The organism is Streptomyces sp. Y7, from assembly GCF_043195415.1.
GTDB lineage: Bacteria > Actinomycetota > Actinomycetes > Streptomycetales > Streptomycetaceae > Streptomyces.
In genome coordinates, this window is the sequence record NZ_JBIDDQ010000001.1 from 529,371 (window position 1) to 551,639 (window position 22,269).

The following is a 22,269-nucleotide window of genomic DNA, read 5'->3' on the forward strand; positions in this document are numbered from 1 at the left end:
ACCGTGATGGGTGCGCGCACGCTCGCGCTGGTGCCGGTCACGGTGCCTCGCCGGCCGTCGCGGGGGGCCGCGCGGTCAGGCGGTGGAGCCCCTTGCGGTCGTAGTAGAGGGTCATGGCGAACCCGAACAGCAGGGCCAGGGCCACGCCGATGGCGATCATGACCCAGCCGCGGGTCAGTCCGGCGTCGGCCCGGGCGTCGAAGTACAGGATGGCGCGCACCCCGTCGCTCAGTTGCCGCATGGGTTCGAACAGCGCCAGGAAGCGGTAGAAGCCGGGAACGGCGTGGAGGGGGATCGTCGCCCCCGACGACGGCAGGGCCAGGGCGATGAACACGAACATGGACACCACCTGGCCGATCCCGCCGAAGGCCGCGTTGATGGCCTGCACGCCCAGGCCCACGGCCAGGCTCGCGCAGTAGGAGAAGATCCACAGCAGCGGCAGGTGCGATGCGTCCATGCCCAGGATCCCGATCGCGGCGATCATCAGCAGGCTGGTGGTGAGCACGGTGATGCCCGCGGTCATGAGCATCTTCAGCAGCAGCGTCTGCGTGCGGCTGATCGGCACCGTGGGGCGCCGGGTATGCCAGGGCCCGATCTCGTTGTCGGTGTAGCCCAGGCCCGCGTCGACGCCGTTGTTGATGATGTTTCCGCCCACGAACCCGGTGAGCACCAGGAGCAGGGCGAAGTAGAAGGCGGTCAGTCCGAGGCCGCTGTGCCTGCCGATGGGGTGGCCCACCTTGGTGGTGACGGTGATCGGATCGCCGAGCAGCACACGGGTCGTGGTGTCGGCCTCCGGCGCGGACGACTGGCTGGTCAGTTGCCGACCGATCGTCAGGGATGTCTGGTGAGCCGCACGCTGGGTGATCTGACTGGCCAGGGAGGAGCCGAGGCTGCCCAGCCCGGGGTTGGTCAGGACGGTGAGGGCGGGCCGCGCCGTGGCCTTGGCGGTCGTCAGTGCCCCCACCGACGTGGTGAAGTCGGCCGGGATGACCAGGGCGCCGTAGATCTTGCCCGAGTCGAGTTCGTCCTGCATCCGGGCCTGGCTGAGCCGGCGCCAGTCCACGGTGTCCGCCGGGGTCTGTGCGATGACCGCCCGGCTCACCTGCGCGCCCAGGGTCTGCTGTTGTCCCGGCAGCGGCGGCCCCTGGTCCGCGTCGACCAGGGCGATCGGGAGATCGCGCAGGTTCCCGTTCGGATTGAGGATGCCGCCCAGGTAGAGCAGCGTCAGGCACAGGGCCACCAGCGAGGCCAGGATCGTCGGCACCAGCCAGAGCTTTCCGTGACGCGCCACGGCGGAGGCGCGTGCGAGCGACGTCTGCTGCTGCCCGGAATCCGCTGAGGTCATGGAACTCCAATGGGGACACGGTGCCGCGCTGTCTGGGCCTGCCTGCGGTGTGGGCGGTCGACTGTGGCGCAGGAGCCGCACGCCGGGTGTCGCGGCGGCCCGCACACCCGGGAGCGACGATCATGGCCGACCCTCGAGCGACGATAGCCCTGCGCGGTCGGGGCATCCCTTCACGACACGACCGGGGCTCGGGAGCACGGCGCCCGGCCCGGCCGGGGTCGGACGAAGCCGTGCGAGCCGTGCATGATCCGCACGTCACCCGCCGGGCGGGCAGGGTGGGACGTGCCCGGCAGGCACAACTCATCGCGCGGGTACGGGACTTTCGCCGGCCACGGCTGCCGGCCCGGCACTGCGAGTGGCCACGGCTGCCGCCCGGCACTGTCAGTGGCAGGTGGCAGCATCGGCCGTATGACGGACACCACGGCATTCGACTGGCGGTCCTTCCTGCTCAGGTGGAGCGGGGAGTGGGCCGATTCCCTCCCGCACGGCGAGGCGCAGGGCGAGGACGACGAGGCTGCCCGGCAGGCGCGTTGGCTGGGGTTTCCGCCCGCGTCCGAAGAGCGGATCGCGGCGATGGAGGAGCGCCTGGGCCGCCGGATGCCGCCGTCGTACCGGGAGTTCCTCAAGGTCTGTGACGGATGGCGGCACGCGGGCGGGTTCGTGTGGCTGCTGGCCGGGACCGAGCACGCGCACTGGCACGACAACGAGTCGGGACTCGCGGACCTGTTCGAGGAGTCTCTGGACGAGGACGCCGGGCCCGAGGAGCGGCGGGAGGCGGAGCTCTGGCGGCGCGGGCTGCAGCTCGACGTGGAGTCCGACATCACCCATGTCCTCCTGGACCCCGAGGACGTGGACGAGGACGGCGAGTGGGCCGTCTACACCTGGGCGAGCTGGCGGGCCGCGCCACCCGAGCGGCACGAGAACTTCCTCGCGTTCATGCGGGACATGTACCGGGAGTTGCACAGCCTGCGGTCCCGCCCGGGCGACGGTGAGCCCGCGTTCGTCAACGACACGACGCGAGAGCTGGACGCCCGGGTGGAGGAGGCCCGGCTGGAGGCGCTGCGCGGCAACTGGGAGGCGGCCGCTGGTTCACTGGACGAGGCCAAGGGATACGGCCGTCCACGCGCGGCCGGGCTGGGGGACCAGATACGACGCCTGCTCGGAGAGACCTACATGGTGTACTTCGACGGCCTGGTGACGGACCCTCTGTACGCGCCCGAGCTGCTGCCCCCGCTGGTCGCCGAGCACGCCGCGCACTCGTACCGGGACGACTCGACGCTGACGTTCCATCTGCGGGGCGCCGACGGTGACCTGGTGTCGTCGGCGTACGCGACGCTGGAAGAGATCCGCAACGGCACGTACCGGTATATGGCGGCCGGGCCGTTCGGGGAAGCGGTCGAGCGGGCGCGGAAGCTGGCACGTTGGGGGGACACGGACGGGGCGTGGCGGACACTGACTGCTGCGCTGCCGTTGTGGGAGCCGCTGGGACCCGACCACTTGGCGCCCCTGGGATGGGTGGCCGACCCTCTCCTCGGGCCGCTGCTGACTCCGGAGCGGGGCCGCGAGCTGCTGTCCACGCCGCGGGGCGGGCAGACGGGTGAGGCACCGAGCCCGACGGCTCCGCTCGACCCGGGCGACCTGGCGTGGCTCGCGGTGCCGGACCCGGGCAACAACCGCACGTCCTACCGGTTCGTCCTGATGGAGGGGGTCGAGCCGGAGGAACTGCCCGGACGCCTCGCGGGCCGCGACACGGTGCTCAACGAGCCCATGACCCTGTGGGACGCGCGCCACCGGTCCCGGCGGGACCAGGAGGAGTTCTCGTCCTACGACGACCGGGCGCTCATGGCGGTCGGTCGGGCAGGGCCCGGCTGGAGCTTCGCCTTCGACGGCGAACCGGCCCCGTTCGACCGGCGCCGGTTCGTCTCCCCCGCCGCGAGCGCCGGCGCGGGCACCCGTGCCGTGGTGGTGTGGAGCGGCCTGAGGGCGTCGTACGGAGAGCCGTTCTTCCACCTGTCCGTGTCCGTGGACGGGGTCGAGCAGTACGCGTTCACCTACGCGGACGGCGAGGTCCGGAAGAGCGGGGAGATACCGCCGGCGCTGAACCCGGACCGGTTCTTCGGTGACCTGGTCTCCGGCGCCGAGGTGGAACGCTCGCTCCTCGAAGCGGTGGCCGGGGAGTTCGGTGCCCGACTGCCGCGCCACGCCATCACGAACGGGCGGCTGCACACGTTCACCACGCGGTCCTGGACGCGTCCGCCGAGGGACGGGGAGACGTACGCGGTGATCCGCCTGCACCGAAGCGCCCCGCACACGAGGGGCGGCGAGGGCACGGGCGACGACGACCTGGGGGGGGTGAACCCGGCTCGGCGTAGGCCATGAACCGCGGTCGGTACACACGACGGCCGTGCGGTGTTCCGTGTCCGCTGCGACGGGAGAATGGCCGGGTGTCAGGACGGGGATGTGAGGTCTCGGCGTCTTCAGCAGGTTGCCGCGGAGGCCAGCGTCTCCTCGACGGCTCGTACCGTCGCCGGGGAGATCCTGGATCGGGTGGCGTCGTCGTTGTGCAGTGCCTCGATGATGCGCGCGGTGGCCACATAGACCTCGCGGAGCTGGTCTATGCGCGCATCGCGTGTGCGGTCGCCGCCGACGTCGAGGTCGTCGATGACCGTGTTGAGCCGGCGCAGCCACAGGCGGTCCTCTTCCTCACCGTTGGTGCCCATCGCCTCGAACTGCTTGTATCCGATGACTTCGAACTGGCGCTGGCCCATCTGGGCGTCACGGAGCATCAGGTCACCGATCGCGGCCTGCCAGTCACGGTAGATCCACGCCTCGCGCACGGCGAGACACGAGACCGCCCGGTGGCGGGTCTCCCCCACGATGCCGTCGGCGATGCGCGGGCATTCGACCACCTCCGCGAGCATGTCGGCCACGGCCTGGCACAGACGCAGCTGGTCCTCGTCGGACAAGTGGGTGGCGCCGGCCACCTGCGCCTCGTGGAGGAACCTTCGCTGCTCACGGTCGATCCGGATGCCCGCCTGCGTGATCACCTCGGTCGAAGGACTCGCACTGACGCTCCACAGGCGCATCAACGAAGCGACCCTCTTCGCTTCCACGTGCCCTCCCTCGGCCAGGGCCGAGGTGAAGGAGTGCAGCGCATCGTCAAGCCGTTCGAGCGTCGTCTTGCTGGCGCCGGGAAGGAAGAACAACTCGCGCCGCAGGGCACGGATCCAGCCGAGTACGACCGCGAGCCGGTACAGCGTGCTGAGGGCCTTGTAGTGCTCGAACTTGGTCAGATGGAGCTGGCCCTGGAGGTAGAAGCCCGCGCCGGACGTGTCGAATACCTCCCGGAGACGCCAGAAGAGATCCATCGAACTCAGCGCGAGCGGCTCCGTGTACTTCTGGTACGTGGCCTGGATGCCCTGCCTCTTCTCCTGCCGGGCGCGCTGCCGCAGGAAGAGCTCACCGAGGACGAGGATCAGCGTCGACACACCGGCGCTGATCAGACCTGCCTGTAACTGCACGGACACGAAGACGGGCCTCCTGCGCGGGCGATGGGCGGCTGGAGCGTCCTCGTGATCCGCTGCGGACCAATGCCATGGCTCCCCCTCAACAGGGCAGATGCTAGCGCCTCTCCCCGCCCGGCTTTCGCGCTGCGCTCTTGCCCGCCGCCTACGGTCCGCCCTGGAAGAAGCCGGACTTCAGGTCCCCGACGATGGCGTCGAGTGGATGCCCGCTCACGATGAACGGTCCGCTCCAGGAGGCGCTGAGTGCGAGGAGCAGGGCCAGGCTCAGCCCCACCACACACGCGACGCCCGCGACGAGCAGTGACGTCCGCAGGCTGTTGCGGAAGACCAGTGCGCCGGAGTTGACGATCAGGGCCAGGCCGCTGACGACGAGTGTGACGACGTAGAGCACGGGCACGTCGCGTGAGGCGGCGGCGACGCGGGCGCGGCGGCTGCTGGTGACCCCGTCCAGGGAGACCACCAGTTCGGTGCCCGTCGTGGTTCCCACCTCGGGCCGTGCCGCCTCGGCGCGCACGCTCCGCTCCAGCCGTGCGATCGCGCGGGCGGTTGCCGTGTCGTCGCCGGACGCCGCCGCCGCGCCCTCCCATTCCCTGGCGCGCGTGGTCTGCAAGTAGTCCACCAGCGCGGCTTGGATCGGCTCCGCCCGGACTCGTGGGCTGGTCGTCGCCCATGCCAGGCGGGAGGCGGCGGCCGCCTCGTCGCTCACCAGTGCCTCCGCCGAGCGCAGGTAGCCGGCCTCGCTGGACAGTGACAGTGCCGCGAAGATCGCGAAGGCGGCGCCGAGTGACGACATCAGGGGCATGGCGATCTGCGCCACCTGGTCCTGTTCCCCGACCGGCACGAGCGCCCGGACGCCGACGCGTGCGGCGGCCGTGACCAGGAGGGCGAGCAGGAGTCCGCCCACGACCAGCACCGCGGCCGGCAGCGAGGTCAACCCGTTCACCACATCACCCACAGCGCGTTCCCGCGAGCGCTCCACGGCGGCGGCACCTCGGCCCCTGCGACCCGGAGCTGCTCGTTGATCACTTTTCACCGGACGCCTCATGGTCACAGGCGAACGACCCGAGCCGTTCCCGACGCCCCGGCACGGCGTCCGGCTTCGCGGACCAATCAGCCGAATGCGGGCCGGTACGCCCGAGCTGCACGGACGAACACGTCCGCCCCGGTCCCTCGCGACAGCGGCGCGCCCACCGATGAGAGCGCTCCCGCACAAACCCCGGCAGCACCACCGATACCGTCGCCCGTCGCGCTCCGCCTGCCCGCCTGCCCGTGCAGCGCAGGCACGTCGCGCCCCCGTACCGGCCACGACACCGCGCTCCCTCCGGGGTTAGAGTGCCGTCGCTCCCCCCACGCCCAGCAAGGCCATAGGAAGGCAGCGCGTTCCGTGACCCACCCCCACGAGTCCACCGGTTCCCTCGGCGAGCGCCGCCTACAGCATCTTCTCGGCACAGCCGAGCAGGCCGCCACCTTCTACGACCGGCAGGTGCAGCCCCGTCTCACCCCTCGGATGGCGGACTTCATCAGCCGGCAGACCATGGCGTTTCTCTCCACCGCGGACGCCGGCGGCGCCTGCGACGTCACCTTCCGTGCCGGTCCCCCGGGCTTCGTCACCGTGCTGGACGACGGCACCGTCACCTACCCCGAGTACCGCGGGAACGGAGTCCTCGCCAGTGCGGGGAACATCACCGAGAACCCGCATATCGGCCTGCTCTTCGTCGACTTCACGCAGGACCACATAGGTCTGCACGTCAATGGCACGGCCCGGCTCCACAGGGACGAGGAGCAGCGGCGGGCCTACCCCCGCCTTCCGGTGGACACCGCCCCGGGACGCCGGCCCGAATTCTGGGTGCACATCACGGTGGAGGAGGCGTATGTGCACTGCTCCAAGCACATCCCCCACCTCGAGCCGGCGCCCCGTCCGCGTGCGGGCGCCCAGCGGCCGAAGGACGCCGAGTACTTCGTGTCCGGCTCCGAGCACCGGTCCACGCCGTACTACGAGGACGAGCAGCCGGCGGCAACCCGAAGCGGATCGCGGCCCGGCTGGGGGTGACCCGGTCGGGGGCCGGTCGGCACGGCCCAACCGATGGCCTCCGCGCGGCAGTTCGCGGAGGCCACGGCAGGGACGTCACTGCTTACGGCAGCAACGACGGTCATATGCCGACGCGTTCCCCGGGCAGGGCGTCAGGGTGCCATCTCGTACGTCCCGGACAGTGCCTCGACACGCTCCCAGACACGCTCCGAACGCGCGGCGTCCACGACGGGGCGCCGCACCGCGCCGAGCGCCCAGCTCTGCTGGTCCGCGGTGGCGGAGTCCTTGCCGTGCAGCTCGACGGCGTAGGCGGAGAAGTCGCGGACGAGGACGGAGAACAGCTCGTCCAGCACGTCCTCGTCGAGGCCCGTCAGGCGGGCCTGTTCCAGGATCAGCTGGCCGTGCACCACCAGCGCGAACAGCTGGCCGACGGCGAGCAGGAGATCGAGGTCGCGGCTCTGCTCCTCGTCGGGGGCGGCGGTGGCGACGAACTCGCACAGGGCGTCGGCCTGCTCGCGGAAGCGGGCGACGTTCGGTACGGCGGCGTAGGCGTCGTAGGCGGGGCGCCAGTCGTGGAAGCGTACGGAGCCGAGGCCGCGGGCCGGTCCCTGCTCGAAGAGGAACGTGTCGTCGGCCGCGTCGAGACGGGTCGGAACGGCCGCGAACTCGGCAGGGTTCAGGAGGTGGTTGCGCATGAATTTGAGGATCAGCGCGAGGTTGACGTGGACCGTGCCCTCGAGCTTGGGCAGCCCCCGGATCTCGACGGCGGCCTGGGCGAAGTAGGTGTCCTTCTCGAAGCCCTTGGCGGCGATCACGTCCCACATCAGGTCGATGACCTTCTCGCCCTCCGTGGTCACCTTCATCTTCGTCATCGGGTTGAAGAGGAGGTAGCGGCGGTCGTCCGGCGAGGCGGAGCGGAAGTAGTCGACGGCGCGGTCGCTGAACAGCTTCATGCCGACGAGGCGGACGTACGCGTCGGCCAACTCGCGGCGTACGTGCGGGAAGGCGGTGACGGGGCGGCCGTACAGGATGCGGTTGTGCGCGTGGGTGACCGCCTCGTACATCGCGTGCTCGCAGATGCCGATCGAGGCGGTGCAGAGGTTGAACTTGCCGACGTTGACGGTGTTGAGCGCGGCGTCGAAGGCGGCGCGGCCCGTGTGCAGGACGTCGTCCGGGCCCACCGGGTAGTCGTCGAGGCGGAACTCGCTGACGTACTTCGAGGAGTCGACGACGTTCTTCACGAGGTGGTAGGCCGGGTGGCGGCTGTCGGCGGCGAAGAAGACGTAGCCGTCCGGGCCCTCGATGTCGGTGCGGCGGCCGAAGACCGAGACGAGCCCGGCGGCGTTGCCGTTGCCGATGTAGTACTTCGAACCGGACGCGGTGAAGCCGCCGTCGCCGTCCGGCGTCAGCAGCATGTCGGTGGAGTAGATGTCCGCGCCGTGGGTCTTCTCGGAGAGACCGAAGGCGAACACCTCACCCTGGGAGAGGAGTTCGGCGGTGCGGGTGCGGGCCGCGGCGTTGTCGCTCTGCCAGACCGGTCCGAGGCCGAGGATGGTCACCTGCCACGCGTACCAGTAGTCGAGACCGTAGAACCCGAAGATCTCGTTGAGGGCGGCGATCCGGGCCGTGTCCCAGCGCTGGTCCTCGGCGCCGGCCGCGGAGGCCGGGGTGAGGAAGGTGGCGAACAGCCCTTCCTTGGCGGCGAACGCGAGGAAGTCCGCCAGCCAGGCGCGGGAACGGTAGTCCTCGATCAGCCGGCGCTTGCCGCGGTCCTCGAACCAGTCGACGGTGGCACGCAGCAGCCTGCGGGTCTCCGGGTCGAACTGCGCCGGGTCGTACGTGCGCGGGTTGAAGAGGAGGGAGTCGGCCATGGAGGTCCGCCTTCCGGGGTTGAGGGTGAGGGTGCGGGAATGAAGTTGGTGGAGCGCGGGCGGCGGTGGCCCGCTGCTCAGGTGCGCGGGTGCGGCGTGCGGAGCCGGTGGAGGGTGGCGAGTACGTCGTCGAGCCAGGCGACCGTCATCCGCTCGTACGCGATGCCGCCGCGCAGCACGACGTGCTGCAGCTCCTGTCCGGCGTCGAGCGGGGTGGGGGCCGTCGGGCCGGTGAAGTCACGCAGTTCTCCGGCGAGATAGTGGGCGAGCCGGTCGCTGTGCACCTGACGGTGCCGTTCGACCTCGCGGATCAGCAGGGACGGGTCGTCGAAGGCCGCGCCACGGATCTTGACGGCGAGTTCGTGCCGGATGCTCTCGGGTTCGATGGGTTCGTGCAGCCACTGGGACAGCGCCGCGCGGCCGGGGCCCATGACGGAGTACTCCTTCTTGTCCGGCCGGCTCTGCTGCGACAGCCCGCGCACGGCGAGCAGGCCGTCGCTCTCCATGCGCTTGAGAACGCGGTAGATCTGCTGGTGCGTGGCGGTCCAGAAGTATCCGATGGACCGGTCGAACCGCCGGGCCAGCTCATAGCCGGAGCCCGGCTTCTCCAGCAGGGAGACGAGGATCGCGTGCTCGAGCGCCATGCCTCGATCTTCATATGCAACTCGTTGCATAGCCAAGGGGCGCCGCCCGGGTGAGACAGGGGTCACGCGGCGGGGCAGGGCGTTTCGTCCGGATCATTGACGAGCGGGACGCCTCGGGCCTGGCCGGTGGCTGCGCTGTCAGTGCCACGGTCTACGGTGCGACCATGCCGTTCGCCTTGCCCGGTGGCCTGCCTCCCGGCCGGTTCCTGCCCCCTGGTTCCGCACCCGTCTGGGTCTCCGACGACTTCCCTGAGGACATCGACCGGCTGTGGCCACGCCTGCTGAGCGAGCAGGGCGCAGGCGGCCCGGTCCCGTTCCTCTGCCCGCTCGAAGCCATCGGAAAGCCGCTCCGCCTCGACCAGGTCGACGGCGTCCGGCTGGAAGAGGTGCTGGCCGCCGACTTTGCCGAGTACCGCCGCAGGCGGCTGCCCTACTGGACGGACCGGACGCCGGACCCGGCACCTGAGGACGAAGACACCGAGCCGTGGCCGCACGACCCCGGGCCGCCCTTCGAGCAATGGCCGGGCTTGGCGCCGCGGATGCCGGCCACGTCAGGCGGCCCGACGCCCGAGGAGGCTGCGGCGAGCCTGGTGGCCCGGCTCATCGATACCGGCCCGTTCGGGCTGGAGGATTGCCGCCTGGTTCTCGTCCCTGCCGTGCGGGGCAGCGACGCCCTGGCGTTGATCGGCTGGTCGGCGGAGGCGCCCCTGCCCCTGCTGTGCGCGTTGCTGCGGAGCTGGGAGGACCGCTTCGGCGCTCAGGTCGTGGCGGTCTCCGGCGGTGAGCTGCACGTGTCGGTCGCGCGCCCTCCGGCCGCAGCGGAGCACGCCGACCTGCTCGCCCTGGAGCATGTGCTGTCGACGGCGGACAACATCGTCGACGACCCTCCGACGCCGTTCCCCGAGTACGCGACGGACCTCGTGGGGCGGACTTCCTGGTCGTTCTGGTGGGACTGAGGTGTGAGGGCCGGCCGTAAGCCCCTGTGAAGGGGGAACCCGTCACAAAGGACCCCGAAGGCAACCTCCTCGCACTCGTCCAGCCCGCCGTCGAGGACGAACGGGGTCTCGCGCACGGGCGGTAGATCGCCGCCGTCCCAAGTCCCGTCACGCGGAGCCGGGTTCAGGACCCGTGTCACTTCCGCGTGGGGCGTCGAGTCGGCAGCCAGGTGTCGACGACGGCTGCCAGCCCGTCGCGGTCGGTGAAGACGTGTCCGTTCATGCCGGTGGCCTGCGCGGCGCGTACGTTCTCCTCCCGGTCGTCGACGAAGAGGAAGTCGGCCGGGGCGGCCCGCATGGCGACGGCGCAGTGATGGAAGGCCGCAGGGTCCGGTTTCGCCACTTTGATCTTCCCGGAGAAGGCGACGTGGTCCAGATCGCACAGCCAGGGGTTCGCGACGAGGAAGGCGTCCGCGTGGTCGGAGGGGATGTTGGACAGCAGCGCGACCTCCGCGACGGCGCGGAGGGAGCGGACGTAGGCCACCATGCGTTCGTCGACGCGGGACCAGCTGTCGATGTCGGTCAGGCGCAGCTCCTCGATCATGCCGGCGTCACCCGGTCGGGACAGCCCGCGCAGTACGGCCCCCCCAGTACTCGGACGCGGACTGCCGGCCCGCGTCGTAGGGCTCGCGGCAGGCCCAGTAGGCCGCCGTGAAGGCGTCGACGGGCGCGTGGCAGCGTGCGGCCATCTTCTCCAGCGCGCCCGGGCGTTGGTGACGGGCGACGACCCCGAAGAGGTCGAACAGAACGATGTTCCGGTCGGTGCGCATGATGGCGGGACCTCCGCATCCCGAGGGGGTCAGTGGCTGCTGGCGGACATCTCGCGGGTGCGGTCGGCTCCGGTGCGCAGGACTCCCGCGGCCACGGCTGCGATCACGCACAGCAGGGTGAGCAGCAGGAAGGTCTGGTTCAGGGGGACGAGGTGGGTCAGCCAGCCGATGACGGCGGGACCGGCGAGCATGCCGACGTAGCCGAGCCCGGCGACACGGGAGACGTTGGCGCCCGCGGCGGCCGGGTCGGCGTGCCCGGCCGCGCTGAACAGCTGCGGGACACAGCCGGAGAGTCCCAGACCGAAGAGGGCCCAGCCCGCGAACGCGGCCCCCATCCACGGCGCGAGGGCGACGAGGGTGATGCCGACGGCGGCGGTGGCCGCGCCGTGACGCAGGATCGCCATGGGCCCGAACCGGGCGGCGAGGCGGTCGGCGAGCAGCCGGCCGATGGTCATCGTCGCCGCGAAGGTGCCGTAGGCGAAGGCGGCGGTGCTCGCGGACGCGCCCAGGATGTCCTTCAGGTGAAGGGCGCTCCAGTCGTTGGCGGCACCCTCACACAGCATCACCATCAGAGCCAGGGCGGCGAGCAGCCAGATGCGGCCGCCGGCGCCGCGGCGCTCGGTGGCCGGCGTCCGCTCGGCCTGCGGGACGACATCGGTGTCGGCAGCGGTGGGTGCGGCCGGCAGCAGGGCGCGCGCCGACACGAGAGCGATCACGATGCCGAGCGCTCCTACGGCGGCCATGGCCACGGCCGGGCTCAGGCCGGCGCCCGCCGTGGCCGCTCCGACGACCGCGGCGAAGACACCGCCGACCGAGAAGGTCGCGTGGAAGGCCGACATGACGGGGCGGCCGTACGCCTTCTCCACGTGCACGGCGTGCGCGTTCATGCTCACGTCCAGGGAGCCGTTGCAGAAGCCGAACACCAGCAGGGCCCCTGCCAGCATCCACGGCTCCCGGGGCAGGCCGGGCAGCACCAGGGCGGCGCTGCACAGCACGCCGGTGACGGGGACGACGACCCGCGCTCCGAGCCGGTCCGTCAGCCGCCCGGCCACCTGCATGCCGATGAAGGCTCCGAGCCCCAGCAGGACCAGGAATCCCCCGAGCGTCGCGTGGCTGATGTCCACGCGCTCCTCGACAGCGGGGATGTACACCACCCAGGTGCCCATCAAGGCGCCGCACAGGATGAAGTAGACGAAGGTCGCCACTCGGGCGGCTCGGAGGGAGTGATCCATACAGGCAACCGTAACGAACACGCAGGACGATTGAACACTGGCGTTTCGCACATATTGATTGTTCGTTTCGTGCGGTGTTGAATCGTGGCATGAGCAACGCAGACCGGCACGGGGTGATCGCGCAGGCCGTCAGGGAGTCGGGCAGGGTCACGGTCCAGGAACTCGCCGAACTGACCGGCGCCTCCGAGATGACCATCCGCCGGGACCTCGACGCGCTGGCCGCGCAAGGCGTCCTCGAACGGGTCCGCGGCGGCGCACGGACCTTGCTGCTGAGGGGCGAGGAGCCCCCCTTCGCGCTGCGCGCGCGTGAGGGCGTCGAGACCAAGCGCCGTATCGCGGCTGAGATCGCCTCGCTCGTCGCCGACGGTGAGACCGTCCTCCTCGACAGCGGCACGACGTGCCTGGAGGTCGCCCACCTGCTGCGCCGACGACCGGTCACCGTGATGCCCCTGTCCTTGCAGGCCATCCATGTATTCGGCGAAGGCTCGAACCCGGCCAGGCTGATGGTGCCCGGCGGGCGGCCCCGGGCCGCCGAGGGCGCCCTCACCGGCCCTCTGACCCTCGCGTCCCTCGCGGCCCTGCGCTTCGACACCGCCGTCATGGGCTGCTGCGGTCTGAGCGCCGTCGAGGGCATGACCGCCTACGATCTCGACGACGCGGCCGTGAAGAAGGCCGCGATCGCCTCCGCGCGCCGCGTCCTGGTCGCCGCCGACGGCAGCAAGCTCGGCCACACCGCCTACGCCCACGTGGGCCCGGCGACACTCGCGCACACGCTCGTCACCGACGGAACGGCGCCCGCCGACGAGGTCGCCGCGCTGGAACGGGCCGGCGTCGTGGTGAAGGCCGTCTGACCTCGGCACGGCGCCCGTGGATCAGCGCCGGACCTCAGGCGATCGAACCGACGGCCGAGGCCGTCGCGACGAGCTCGTAGGACCGCAGACGCTCCTCCACCGCGTACACGGGGGTGACCAGCATCAACTCCTGTGCCCCCGTTGCGTCGACGAGCTCTGTCAGGCGCCGGACGACGGTGTCGGGCGTGCCGTGGGCCTGCTGGGCGCGGAAGCCGGCCAGGGCCTGCGACTCCTGCTCGGTGAAGCGGTGCTCTGCCGCCTGGGCCGGTGTCGGGAAGGGAAAGTCACCGCGGCCCTGGAGGAGCCCGGCCTTGACCACGTTCATCGGACCGGCGAGCCACTCGACGTCCTCCGGCGTGGGAGCGCACACCGTCTCCACGCACAGCAGCACACGCGGGCTGTCGCACCAGCGCGAGGGCTGGAAGCGGGCCCGGTACTCCGCGATCGCGGCAGCGGTGTTGTCGGGGCGGATGTGGTGGGCGACGGCGACCGGCAGGCCCAGGTCCGCGGCGAGCGCGGCACCGGCGGTGCTGGAGGCGAGCAGCCAGGGCTCGGGCAGGTCGTCGAGCGCGACCTCGTCCACGAGGAACCGCAAGGTGGCGGCCACGCCGTCGCGGTACTCGTCGTCGGTGGTCGGTCCCGCTCCTCGCCGCAGCGCCCGCGCGGTCGCCTCGTCCAGCGTTCCCGGACCTCGTCCGATGCCGAGGTCGACACGCTCCGGGTGCAGCCCGGCCAGCGTGCCGAACTGTTCGGCCAGCAGGATCGGACTGTGGTGGGGAGCGAGAACACCCCCGGAACCCAGCCGGATCGTCGACGTCGACGCGGCGGCGTGCGCGATCAGCACGACCGGCGGGAAGGCACCGATGGCGGGCGAATGGTGATGTTCGGCGTACCAAAGTCGCCGATAGCCCATGGCCTCGACCCGCCGGGCGAACACGGTCGTGTCGCGCAGGGTGTCGGCGGCCTTGCCGCCGGCCTGAACCATCGCGACTTCCAGTACGGAGAGCGGCACAGCCATCATGTGATCATCATGGCCCAACCTCCCGCACCCGAGCGGGATTTCACGCCACCCGCCCGACGCAGGGCCACTCGGAGCCGGGGCTCCTTCGACTCGCACACGGGAGCCCGACGCGGCGCGCACACCGCGACCGAACGCGCCCTACCCCCGCCGGACCCCGCCCGGGCACAATGAGCCTGCTTCGCCTCCGCCCGGCGTCGTAGACGAAGCCACGACGAGGGCTCGCGTTCGCCTTCGAATCCCGCACGACACCAGCACCACGGCAGGCAAGCCGGCGCGCCCGGTGACGACCCGGCGTGCCCGAAACCGTCCGACCGTCCTCGGGGAGATTCGGGATGACAGCACGCCGTACCACCAACAGACGCTCTCGGCCGATCGCCTACGCGCTGAGCCTGCTGGGAGTGGCCGCCCTCACGGTGTCCGGTACCAGCGCGACGGCAGCGCCCACCGCCCGGCCCGCGCCGTCCTCCCTCTCCGCTTCGGCCTCGGCCGTCGCGTCCCTGGGGATCGACGGGACGGCGTGGGCCGTGGACGAGCGCAGCGGGAAGTTGCGCGTCCTCGCCGACTCGACGGTCAGCGGCACCGAGCTGGCCCGGCTCCGCCACGCCACCGGCCGCCTCACCGATGCCGTCACCTTCGAACGGGTCGACGGCCGGCTGCGCACGCTCCTGTCCGGCGGCGACGGCGTCTACGCCGGCGGTCGCCGCTGCACGGCGGGCGTCAATGTGCAGAGCGGGTCCGCCTACTACTTCGTCACCGCGGGACACTGCACCGAGGGTGCGGCCACCTGGTACACCGGCGCCGCGCTGGACACGGCCATCGGCCCGACCACCGGCACCAGTTTCCCCGGCAACGACTTCGGGGTCGTCCGTCACGCCAACCCGGCCGTGCCGCACCCCGGCACGATCGGCACGGTCGACGTGACCGGGACGGCGTCCGCGTACGTCGGCCAACGGGTCTGCACCCGGGGCGCGGTGACCGGGGTCCGGTGCGGCGTGGTCACCGCCCTGAACGCAACGGTGAACTACGGCGGGGGCGACATCGTCAGCGGGCTGATCCAGACCAACATCTGCGCCGAGCCCGGCGACAGCGGTGGCCCGCTGTACGCGGGCGACAAGGTCATCGGCATCCTCTCCGGCGGCTCAGGCAACTGCGCCACGGGCGGGACCACCTACTACCAGCCGATCGGGGAGGTGCTGAGCGCGTACGGCCTGTCCGTCTACTGACGACACGCCCGCCCGCGCCGTCCACCGAGCGGCGCCCGAGGTGCCCGGCGGCCCCACGAGCGGCCATTCGCCGTTTGTGGGTCCGCCGTTCGGCCTGTTGCCATCACGTGGCCACGGCCGGTCAGCACTGTGCCTTCCTACGTCGACATTCATGACCTGGAGGGCAGATGAGCAGTACAGAGGACAACCGCAGACGACTGGACAGACGTGTCCTGCTGCAGGCCGCGGTCGCGATACCCGCGGCCGGTGCGGTGGTCACGGCGGCCGGCGCGGGACCGGCGCGGGCCGACTCGGCGGCCGTCAGCAGCGGTCGGTCGCGGTTCGACACCGAGAGTCCGCGGTTCGCGCTGGCCGTGCTTCCCGACACGCAGTACCTCTTCGACGCCGACAGCGCGGACCCGGCGCCGCTGCGCGCCACGTTCCGCTACCTCGTCGCCGAGCGGGAGGAGGCGAACATCGCCTTCATGACGCACCTCGGCGATGTCACGGAGCACGGCACCGAGGAGGAGATCGAGCTCGCCGCCGACACCTTCAGGGGCCTGCACGGCAAGGTGCCGTACAGCGTCCTGGCGGGGAACCACGACATCCGCTCGTCCACGGACGACCAGCGTGGTGACTCCGCCTATCTCGCGGCGTTCGGTCCCGAGCGCTACGCGTCGATGCCGACCTTCCGCGGTGCCTCCCCCGACGGCTACAACAGCTACCACGTGCTGCGCGCCGCGGACCGCGAGTGGCTGGTACTCGCCCTCGACTGGCGGGTGTCGGACAAGGGGCTGCGGTGGGCGCAGGGTGTGCTCGACGAGCATCCGACGCTGCCCGCCGTCCTCACCACGCATGACATCGCCTGGTCGGACGACGAGGGCGCGGCGCAGCTGTCGGACAACGGCAAGCGGCTGTGGGACGGGCTCATCCGCGGCAACGACCAGATCTTCCTCGCGCTGGGCGGCCACTACTGGCCGCCCGGGCGCACCGTTCTGACCAACGACGCTGACAACGATGTCCACGTCCATATCACCAACTACCAGGACCGCTACTACGGCGGCGCCGGCATGATCCGCCTCTACGGCTTCGACGTGGTGCGCGGCGTCATCGACGTCGAGACGTTCTCGCCGTGGTTCCTCGCCCGTGACCCCGAGCAGCGTGCGCCGCTGGAGGCCGAGACGATCGAACTGACGGGCCCCACCGACCGGTTCAGCCTCAGCATCGACTTCGACGAGCGCTTCAAGGGCTTCGCGCCGGTCCCCGCGCCGAAGCCGCGTCCCGCGTCCGCCGTCATGCCCCGCGGCACGGTCGCCTACTGGCGCTTCGACACCTCCGGTACGACCGCCGCCGGCACCCCGGGTGCGCCCGTGGCCGACGGAGTGCGGGTACGCGACCTCACGGGCAACGGCAACGATCTGACGGTGAGCCGGCTGCACGCGAGCGGGCCGGACGCCCTCACCTGGTCCGCCGACCATCACCCGAACCAGCCGGCGCACGCCAGCCTCCGTTTCGACGGCGGCAAGAGCCCCGACCGCGGCGCCATCCTCACGACGGCCGCGGGCGCTCCCGTCAACAGCGCGAAGTTCACCCGGGGTTACACCTTGGAGACGCACATCATGCTGCCGGAGCCCTTCGAGGGCGACCACAGCTGGATGGGCATCCTGAGCTGGGAGGGCCGCAACGGCGACGCCGGGAAGACCACCGGCTGGTCCCCGCTGGAACCCACCTGCAGCCTCAACCTGTCTCCGGAGAGGTTCCTCCAGTTCGTCGTCTACCCCTACGCGCAGGACGCCGACCCGACGTCCTGGAGCCACGCCGTGCCGGTCGGCCGCTGGATGCACATCGCGCTCGTCAACGACGGCCGACGCACGGTGATGTACGTCGACGGCTCGAGGATCGCCCGCAACCCGACGCAGCCGTCGACCGGCATCACCACTTTGGGCAAGCCCTTCGTCATCGGCGCCACCCAGTTCGACGAGAAGTTCGGGCAGGGCTTCTACGGGTGGATCGGCGACACCCGCATCGTGAGTCGGGCCCTGTCCCCGCGCGACTTCCTGACGCCCTTCGACTGAGCGGCCTGCGCGCGAGGACGTGACGGCGGGGCCGTGTGCGTCGGCCGGCAGCCGCGGATGGACGCCTGCCGGCCGGCGCCCCGCCCCACCCTCACGGCCCCACCACCCCGGCTCCAGGTCATCGACCGGCGAACCGGTATCCGGTGAAGTCGGCCACGTGGACGTATCCGACGCGCTGGTAGAGGGCGTTGCTGGTGGGGTTGGCCGGGTCCGTGAACAGGACGACGTCCGTAGCGCCCGATGCCAGCGCGGCACGGCTCACCTCGACCGTCACGGCGCCGGCGAAACCGCCGCCCCGGAGGTGGGCCGGGGTGTAGACCGGGTCCACCCGGATCATGCCGGCGACCATCGTGGTGGCGGCCGCCAGGGAGACGGGGGTGCCCTCCGGGGTCTCCCAGAACGTGAAGTGCCGGTCGCCGAAGCGCGAGTCGGCCCAGGAACCGGCGTCGATCAGGTCGATGGAGTGCTGCTCCCCGACCTCGACGCAGAACTCACGGCACCAGCGCACGACTTGGGCATGGTCGCGCGCGCCCGCCGTACGCGCCCTTCCCTCCGGGTGTGGCCGGGGTGGGGTGAGCGTGCCCAGTCGGTAGAGATGGGTCCGCCAGAAAGGCGTCGGCACCGCGCCCGTGTGCCGCCGCCAAGCCTCGGCGAAGGCGGTGGCGGTGTCGTGGTCCGCGATCACGCCCGAGGGGCGGTGGCCGAGGGCGGCCAGGTGAGCGGCGAGCGTGCCGGCCTGTTCGGCGGCGAGGGGGGTGATGTTCAGGTATCCGCGCGGGGTGCGGTAGCAGATGCCGCGGACCTCGCCTCCTGACTCCAGTCGGCCGAGGACGGCGGGATCGCCCGCGTGTGCTTCCGGCCCGCGTTTTCGCAGCTTCTCGATGTCGGTCAGCGGCGTGTTGTGCAGGGCGGGCCGCGAGCGCAGGAAGTCCCCAGCTCGGGCGAGGAAGTGGTCGATGTCGTGGGTGAGTTGCCAGTCGTCCGGGCGCATGGTTCATGGTCCCGGATGTGCGGGGCTCCGCAGCACACGGTTTCGTCCACGCCCCCGCCTCGTCCACGCCCCCGGCCCCGTCTCCGGCCCCGTCTCCGTCTCCGTCCCCGTCCTCGCCCCCGATCCCGGCCCCGGCCCCGGCCCCGGCCCCGGCGGCAGAAGACCACTGTGCGCCCGCCGGCACCAGATGGCCGCGGGTTCACGGGGCCACCTCAGGGAGCGCCTCGGGTTATCCCCACCCGCGATGCGCCAGCAGCCACCATGGCCCGCGATCACCGTGATCCGTAGCGTCGAGTCATCGGCTGGAGAAGATCGCGAGAGGGCGGACCATGGGGCTGCGCAAGGGCAAGCGCGAGAAGACGGACGACCCGCCTCGGGCGCAGGGCACGCCCGGTCTCGCCGTCGAACTGCGCGGTGTCCGGCGGCAGTACGGCCGGGGAGCAGGCGCCGTGCACGCGCTCGCCGGCATCGACCTCGCCCTGGCCGGCGGCACGTTCACGGCCGTCATGGGCCCCTCCGGTTCGGGCAAGTCCACCTTCCTCCAGTGTGCCGCCGGTCTCGACCGGCCCTCGGCCGGTTCGGTGCGCCTCGGCGGTACGGAGATCACGGGCATGCGTGAGAACCGGCTCACGGAGCTGCGCCGCAGCCGCCTCGGCTTCGTCTTCCAGGCGTTCAACCTGCTGCCCTCCCTCACCGCCGAGCAGAACGTGCTGCTCCCGATGCGCCTCGCGGGGCAGCGCCGCGACCGCCGCCGGGCGGCCGAGGTGCTCGCGCAGGTCGGACTGGCCGACAGGGCGCGGTCCCGGCCCGGCGAGCTCTCCGGCGGCCAGCAGCAGCGGGTCGCCATCGCCCGTGCCCTGGTCACCAGGCCGGACGTGATCTTCGCCGACGAGCCCACCGGGGCCCTGGACACCGGTACCGCCGCCGAGGTCCTCGGTCTGCTCCGGCAGGCGGTGGACGCCCTCGGGGCGACCGTCGTCATGGTCACCCACGACCCGGTGGCGGCCGCCTGGGCGGACCGTGTGCTGTTCCTCGCCGACGGTGTCCTCGCCGGCAGTCTCGACCGCGGTTCGGCGGACCAGATCGCCGCCCGGATGGCCGCCCTCACGTCCCGTACGGGCGCGATGGTGAGGGCCGCGGCGTGAGGAGCCTCGTCCCCAACGGCCTTGCTCGCGCGGCCGTGAGCTTCAAGCCGGCGTCGTTCGCGGGCACGTTCGTCGCGCTGATGATGGCGGCGCTGATCGTGTCCGCCTGCGGCATCCTTTTGGAGACGGGGGTTCGCGCCTCGGTGCCGCCGCAGCGGTACGCGCAGGCGCCGGTCGTCGCGGCGGCGGACCAGTACGCCCGTCTCGTCACGGGCAGCGGCGACGACCGGTCGGAGTCGGCGGACCCGTTGCCGGACGCGGCGCGGGTGGATGTCGCTCTCGCGGACGGGGCGGCACGCGTGCCCGGCGTGACGGCGGCGGTGCCGGACTTCACGTTCCCGGTGCGCCACGACGCGGGCCCGCTGACGGGCCACGGCTGGGGATCGCACGCTTTCACCGGTGCCGCGCTCACCGCCGGGGTCGCGCCCCGGACCGGCGAGGTCGTGCTCGACGCCGCCACCGCGCGCGCCGCGAAGGCCGGCGTCGGCGACACCGTCGCCCTCGAAACCGCCACGGGACGGGCCGGCTTCCGCGTTTCCGGGCTGGCGGAGGGCGGGTCAGGTGACGTGTCCGACGGGCCCACCGTCTGGTTCGCGGACGCCCGGTCTCCCGTGCTCGCCGGCCATCCCGGCAAGGCCGACGCGATCGCCGTACTGTCCGAGGACGGGGTCGACACCGACGCCGTCGCCGCCGGCGTGCGGAAGGCGCTGGCCGGCTCCGGCGCCCAGGTGCACACCGGTGACAGCCGGGGTGGCGTCGAGGACCGGGGGCTCGGCTACGCCAAGGAGATGCTCACCGGCCTCGGCGGCTCCTTCGGCGGAATCGCCGCCGCGGTCGCCGTCTTCACGGCGTCCGGCACGGTCGCCCTGTCGGTCGCCCAGCGCGCCCGCGAGTTCGCGCTGCTGCGCGCCGTCGGGGCCACCCCGCGGCAGATCCGCCGCGCGGTCGCCGCCGAGGCGCTGCTCGTCGCGCCGCTCGCCGGTGTGGTGGGGTGCCTGCCCGGGATCGGTCTCGCGCACTGGTGGTTCGGACAGCTCCAGGACCGCGGGGCCGTCCCTGAGGCCGTGCAGCTGCACGTCTCCTGGATCCCGCTCGTCGTCGCCGTCGGCACGGGGCTGCTGACGGCGCTCGCCGCCGGCTGGGCGGCCGGGCGCAGGCCCGCGAGGATCAAACCGGGACAGGCGCTGACCGAGGCGTCGGTGGAGCGGCTGCGGCCGGGCGTGATCCGTGTCGTGCTCGGTCTGGGCGCTCTCGTCGGCGGCGGGTTCCTCACCGTCGTCGCCGCTCGTTCGGCCGGGGACGACGCCGCCAACGCGGCTCTCGGCGTCGTCATGCTGTTCATGCTCGCCGTCGCGCTCCTCGGCCCGCTGGTGGCACGGCTGTGGGCGGCGCTGTTCGGGCTCGCGTTGCGGGGAGGCGACGCCCCGGCGTCCCTCGCGGCCGCCAACTCCCGTACGAACGCCCGGAGGTTGGCCTCCGCGATCACCCCCATCGTGCTGGCTATGGCCTTCGCCTCGACGCTCGTCTTCATGCACACGAGCGAGAGCCACGTGGCCGCGAAACAGCTGCGCGCGGGCGTCACCGCGGACCACGTGGTCACGGACCCGGACGGGCTGCCGGCCGACGCCGCCGCCCGAGCCGCCCGGGCGCCCGGCGTCGAGGCCGCCGTGGGCCTCCTCGACGCACAGGTGCTGGTGCCCGTCGGATCCGGCGGCGACCGGTGGCTGCAGGGCTCGACGGCGCAGGGCATCTCCGGCTCCGGTGAGGAGCTCGCCGAGGTGCAGGACCTCGACGTGCGCGGCGGCAGCCTCGACCGGGTCGGTGAGGGGCGGATCGCCATCGACAGGACGCTCGCGGCATCCGCGAAGGTCGAGGTCGGCGACGAGCTGCCGCTGTACCTTCCGGACGGCACCATGTCCAGCCCCGAGGTCGTCGCCGTGTACGGCCGCGGACTCGGCCTCGCGGCGGTGACCATGGACCGCGCGTCCCTGGCGCCCCATGTCACCTCGGGCTTCGACCGGGTGCTGCTGGTACGCGGCGGCGACGCGGCGGCTCTCACCGCGCTCGGCCGGGTCACCGACGCGTCCGGGTACGTCGTGGAGCAGAACACCGACCGCGAGCTCAACGCCTGGGCCAACTACACGATGGCCGGCGTCCTCGGCGGCTTCGCTGCGATCGCCGCCGTCAACACCCTCGTCATGACCGTCCTCGACCGCCGCCGCGAGCTCGGCATGCTCCGTCTCATCGGCTCCACCCGGCGTCAGGTGATGCGGATGCTGCACTGGGAGGGCCTGCTGGTGACCCTCGCCGGCATCGTCCTCGGCACGGCCATCGCCGCCGCGACCCTGATCCCGATGATGCGGGGCCTGACCGGAGAGGGGCCGTACGTACCTCCGTTGCTGTACGCGGCCTTCGCCGGGGGCGCGGTGGGACTGGGCCTGGTGGCGGTGACGCTGCCGGCGAGGGCGGCGTTGAGAAAGTAGGGCCTGCCTCGCCGATCCTCGCCTTTCACGGCGTCGACGGAGTCAGCCGCGCCCTCGCCCGCGACAAAACCCGGAGACGTCGGTGACCGCC

The 22,269-nt window shown here is 71.9% G+C and carries 18 protein-coding genes; 8 read left to right on the forward strand and 10 right to left on the reverse strand.

The window, feature by feature from the left end:
* Positions 1-37: 37 nt before the first annotated feature.
* Positions 38-1,345, reverse strand: a complete 1,308-nt coding sequence (locus ACGFW6_RS02120; protein WP_393503559.1) for a YhgE/Pip domain-containing protein — start codon at positions 1,343-1,345, stop codon at positions 38-40.
* Between the two features lie 408 nt (positions 1,346-1,753).
* Here ACGFW6_RS02120 and ACGFW6_RS02125 point away from each other — a divergent pair, with 408 nt between their 5' ends.
* A complete protein-coding gene (locus ACGFW6_RS02125) occupies positions 1,754-3,724 on the forward strand; it encodes an SMI1/KNR4 family protein (protein ID WP_393503562.1) in 1,971 nt (656 codons plus the stop codon).
* Positions 3,725-3,822: 98 nt separating this feature from the next.
* On the opposite strand, the gene ACGFW6_RS02130 is transcribed toward ACGFW6_RS02125, so the two are convergent.
* Positions 3,823-4,872, reverse strand: a complete 1,050-nt coding sequence (locus ACGFW6_RS02130) for a hypothetical protein (RefSeq protein WP_393503565.1) — start codon at positions 4,870-4,872, stop codon at positions 3,823-3,825.
* Between the two features lie 142 nt (positions 4,873-5,014).
* On the reverse strand, positions 5,015-5,812 hold the full coding sequence (locus ACGFW6_RS02135; protein WP_393503568.1) for a hypothetical protein: 798 nt from the start codon (positions 5,810-5,812) through the stop codon (positions 5,015-5,017).
* Between the two features lie 441 nt (positions 5,813-6,253).
* Here ACGFW6_RS02135 and ACGFW6_RS02140 point away from each other — a divergent pair, with 441 nt between their 5' ends.
* Entirely contained in the window at positions 6,254-6,919 is a 666-nt protein-coding gene (locus ACGFW6_RS02140) for a pyridoxamine 5'-phosphate oxidase family protein (protein WP_393503571.1), read from the forward strand.
* A gap of 131 nt (positions 6,920-7,050) precedes the next feature.
* Here ACGFW6_RS02140 and ACGFW6_RS02145 read toward each other — a convergent pair whose 3' ends face one another.
* Both ACGFW6_RS02145 and ACGFW6_RS02150 read right to left on the reverse strand, forming a co-directional pair.
* Positions 7,051-8,769, reverse strand: a complete 1,719-nt coding sequence (locus ACGFW6_RS02145) for an acyl-CoA dehydrogenase family protein (RefSeq protein WP_393503574.1) — start codon at positions 8,767-8,769, stop codon at positions 7,051-7,053.
* A 77-nt stretch (positions 8,770-8,846) separates the two neighbouring features.
* Entirely contained in the window at positions 8,847-9,413 is a 567-nt protein-coding gene (locus tag ACGFW6_RS02150; RefSeq protein WP_393503576.1) for a PadR family transcriptional regulator, read from the reverse strand.
* Between the two features lie 164 nt (positions 9,414-9,577).
* On the opposite strand from ACGFW6_RS02150, the gene ACGFW6_RS02155 reads away from it, so the two are divergent.
* Entirely contained in the window at positions 9,578-10,369 is a 792-nt protein-coding gene (locus tag ACGFW6_RS02155; protein ID WP_393503578.1) for a DUF4253 domain-containing protein, read from the forward strand.
* A 175-nt stretch (positions 10,370-10,544) separates the two neighbouring features.
* On the opposite strand, the gene ACGFW6_RS02160 is transcribed toward ACGFW6_RS02155, so the two are convergent.
* The 3 genes from ACGFW6_RS02160 to ACGFW6_RS02170 are packed head-to-tail and all read right to left on the reverse strand — an operon-like array spanning position 10,545 to position 12,410.
* Entirely contained in the window at positions 10,545-10,952 is a 408-nt protein-coding gene (locus ACGFW6_RS02160; RefSeq protein ID WP_393503581.1) for an HAD-IA family hydrolase, read from the reverse strand.
* 7 nt (positions 10,953-10,959) lie between these two features.
* Complete coding sequence (locus tag ACGFW6_RS02165) at positions 10,960-11,178, reverse strand: hypothetical protein (RefSeq protein WP_393503584.1); 219 nt, start codon at positions 11,176-11,178, stop codon at positions 10,960-10,962.
* 29 nt (positions 11,179-11,207) lie between these two features.
* Positions 11,208-12,410, reverse strand: coding sequence for an MFS transporter (locus ACGFW6_RS02170; protein WP_393503587.1), 1,203 nt, complete (start codon positions 12,408-12,410; stop codon positions 11,208-11,210).
* Positions 12,411-12,499: 89 nt separating this feature from the next.
* On the opposite strand from ACGFW6_RS02170, the gene ACGFW6_RS02175 reads away from it, so the two are divergent.
* Positions 12,500-13,261, forward strand: coding sequence for a DeoR/GlpR family DNA-binding transcription regulator (locus ACGFW6_RS02175; RefSeq protein WP_393503589.1), 762 nt, complete (start codon positions 12,500-12,502; stop codon positions 13,259-13,261).
* A 34-nt stretch (positions 13,262-13,295) separates the two neighbouring features.
* Here the strand turns inward: ACGFW6_RS02175 and ACGFW6_RS02180 are convergent, their stop codons facing one another.
* Positions 13,296-14,282 (reverse strand): LLM class flavin-dependent oxidoreductase, encoded by a 987-nt coding sequence (locus ACGFW6_RS02180; protein ID WP_393503591.1) that lies wholly within the window; start codon positions 14,280-14,282, stop codon positions 13,296-13,298.
* Positions 14,283-14,614: 332 nt separating this feature from the next.
* Here ACGFW6_RS02180 and ACGFW6_RS02185 point away from each other — a divergent pair, with 332 nt between their 5' ends.
* Both ACGFW6_RS02185 and ACGFW6_RS02190 read left to right on the forward strand, forming a co-directional pair.
* On the forward strand, positions 14,615-15,505 hold the full coding sequence (locus tag ACGFW6_RS02185) for a S1 family peptidase (RefSeq protein WP_393503594.1): 891 nt from the start codon (positions 14,615-14,617) through the stop codon (positions 15,503-15,505).
* Between the two features lie 167 nt (positions 15,506-15,672).
* A complete protein-coding gene (locus tag ACGFW6_RS02190; protein ID WP_393503596.1) occupies positions 15,673-17,559 on the forward strand; it encodes a LamG-like jellyroll fold domain-containing protein in 1,887 nt (628 codons plus the stop codon).
* A 118-nt stretch (positions 17,560-17,677) separates the two neighbouring features.
* Here the strand turns inward: ACGFW6_RS02190 and ACGFW6_RS02195 are convergent, their stop codons facing one another.
* Positions 17,678-18,550: a GNAT family N-acetyltransferase gene (locus tag ACGFW6_RS02195; protein WP_393503599.1), complete on the reverse strand. Its 873-nt coding sequence runs from the start codon at positions 18,548-18,550 to the stop codon at positions 17,678-17,680.
* A 329-nt stretch (positions 18,551-18,879) separates the two neighbouring features.
* Between ACGFW6_RS02195 and ACGFW6_RS02200 the strand changes: the two genes are divergently transcribed.
* A complete protein-coding gene (locus ACGFW6_RS02200) occupies positions 18,880-19,695 on the forward strand; it encodes an ABC transporter ATP-binding protein (protein WP_393503602.1) in 816 nt (271 codons plus the stop codon).
* A complete protein-coding gene (locus ACGFW6_RS02205; protein WP_393503604.1) occupies positions 19,692-22,178 on the forward strand; it encodes an FtsX-like permease family protein in 2,487 nt (828 codons plus the stop codon). Before ACGFW6_RS02200 ends, ACGFW6_RS02205 begins: the two co-directional genes overlap by 4 nt.
* The last annotated feature ends 91 nt before the right edge of the window (positions 22,179-22,269 follow it).

Coding starts and splice junctions, on each gene's coding strand:
- ACGFW6_RS02120 (WP_393503559.1), bottom strand. CDS start 1,345: ATGACCTCAGCGGATTCCGGGCAGCAGCAGACGTCGCTCGCACGCGCC.
- ACGFW6_RS02150 (WP_393503576.1), bottom strand. CDS start 9,413: ATGGCGCTCGAGCACGCGATCCTCGTCTCCCTGCTGGAGAAGCCGGGC.
- ACGFW6_RS02170 (WP_393503587.1), bottom strand. CDS start 12,410: ATGGATCACTCCCTCCGAGCCGCCCGAGTGGCGACCTTCGTCTACTTC.
- ACGFW6_RS02195 (WP_393503599.1), bottom strand. CDS start 18,550: ATGCGCCCGGACGACTGGCAACTCACCCACGACATCGACCACTTCCTC.
- ACGFW6_RS02200 (WP_393503602.1), top strand. CDS start 18,880: ATGGGGCTGCGCAAGGGCAAGCGCGAGAAGACGGACGACCCGCCTCGG.
- ACGFW6_RS02185 (WP_393503594.1), top strand. CDS start 14,615: ATGACAGCACGCCGTACCACCAACAGACGCTCTCGGCCGATCGCCTAC.
- ACGFW6_RS02175 (WP_393503589.1), top strand. CDS start 12,500: ATGAGCAACGCAGACCGGCACGGGGTGATCGCGCAGGCCGTCAGGGAG.
- ACGFW6_RS02125 (WP_393503562.1), top strand. CDS start 1,754: ATGACGGACACCACGGCATTCGACTGGCGGTCCTTCCTGCTCAGGTGG.
- ACGFW6_RS02180 (WP_393503591.1), bottom strand. CDS start 14,282: ATGATGGCTGTGCCGCTCTCCGTACTGGAAGTCGCGATGGTTCAGGCC.
- ACGFW6_RS02165 (WP_393503584.1), bottom strand. CDS start 11,178: ATGCGCACCGACCGGAACATCGTTCTGTTCGACCTCTTCGGGGTCGTC.
- ACGFW6_RS02155 (WP_393503578.1), top strand. CDS start 9,578: ATGCCGTTCGCCTTGCCCGGTGGCCTGCCTCCCGGCCGGTTCCTGCCC.
- ACGFW6_RS02145 (WP_393503574.1), bottom strand. CDS start 8,769: ATGGCCGACTCCCTCCTCTTCAACCCGCGCACGTACGACCCGGCGCAG.
- ACGFW6_RS02160 (WP_393503581.1), bottom strand. CDS start 10,952: ATGATCGAGGAGCTGCGCCTGACCGACATCGACAGCTGGTCCCGCGTC.
- ACGFW6_RS02190 (WP_393503596.1), top strand. CDS start 15,673: ATGAGCAGTACAGAGGACAACCGCAGACGACTGGACAGACGTGTCCTG.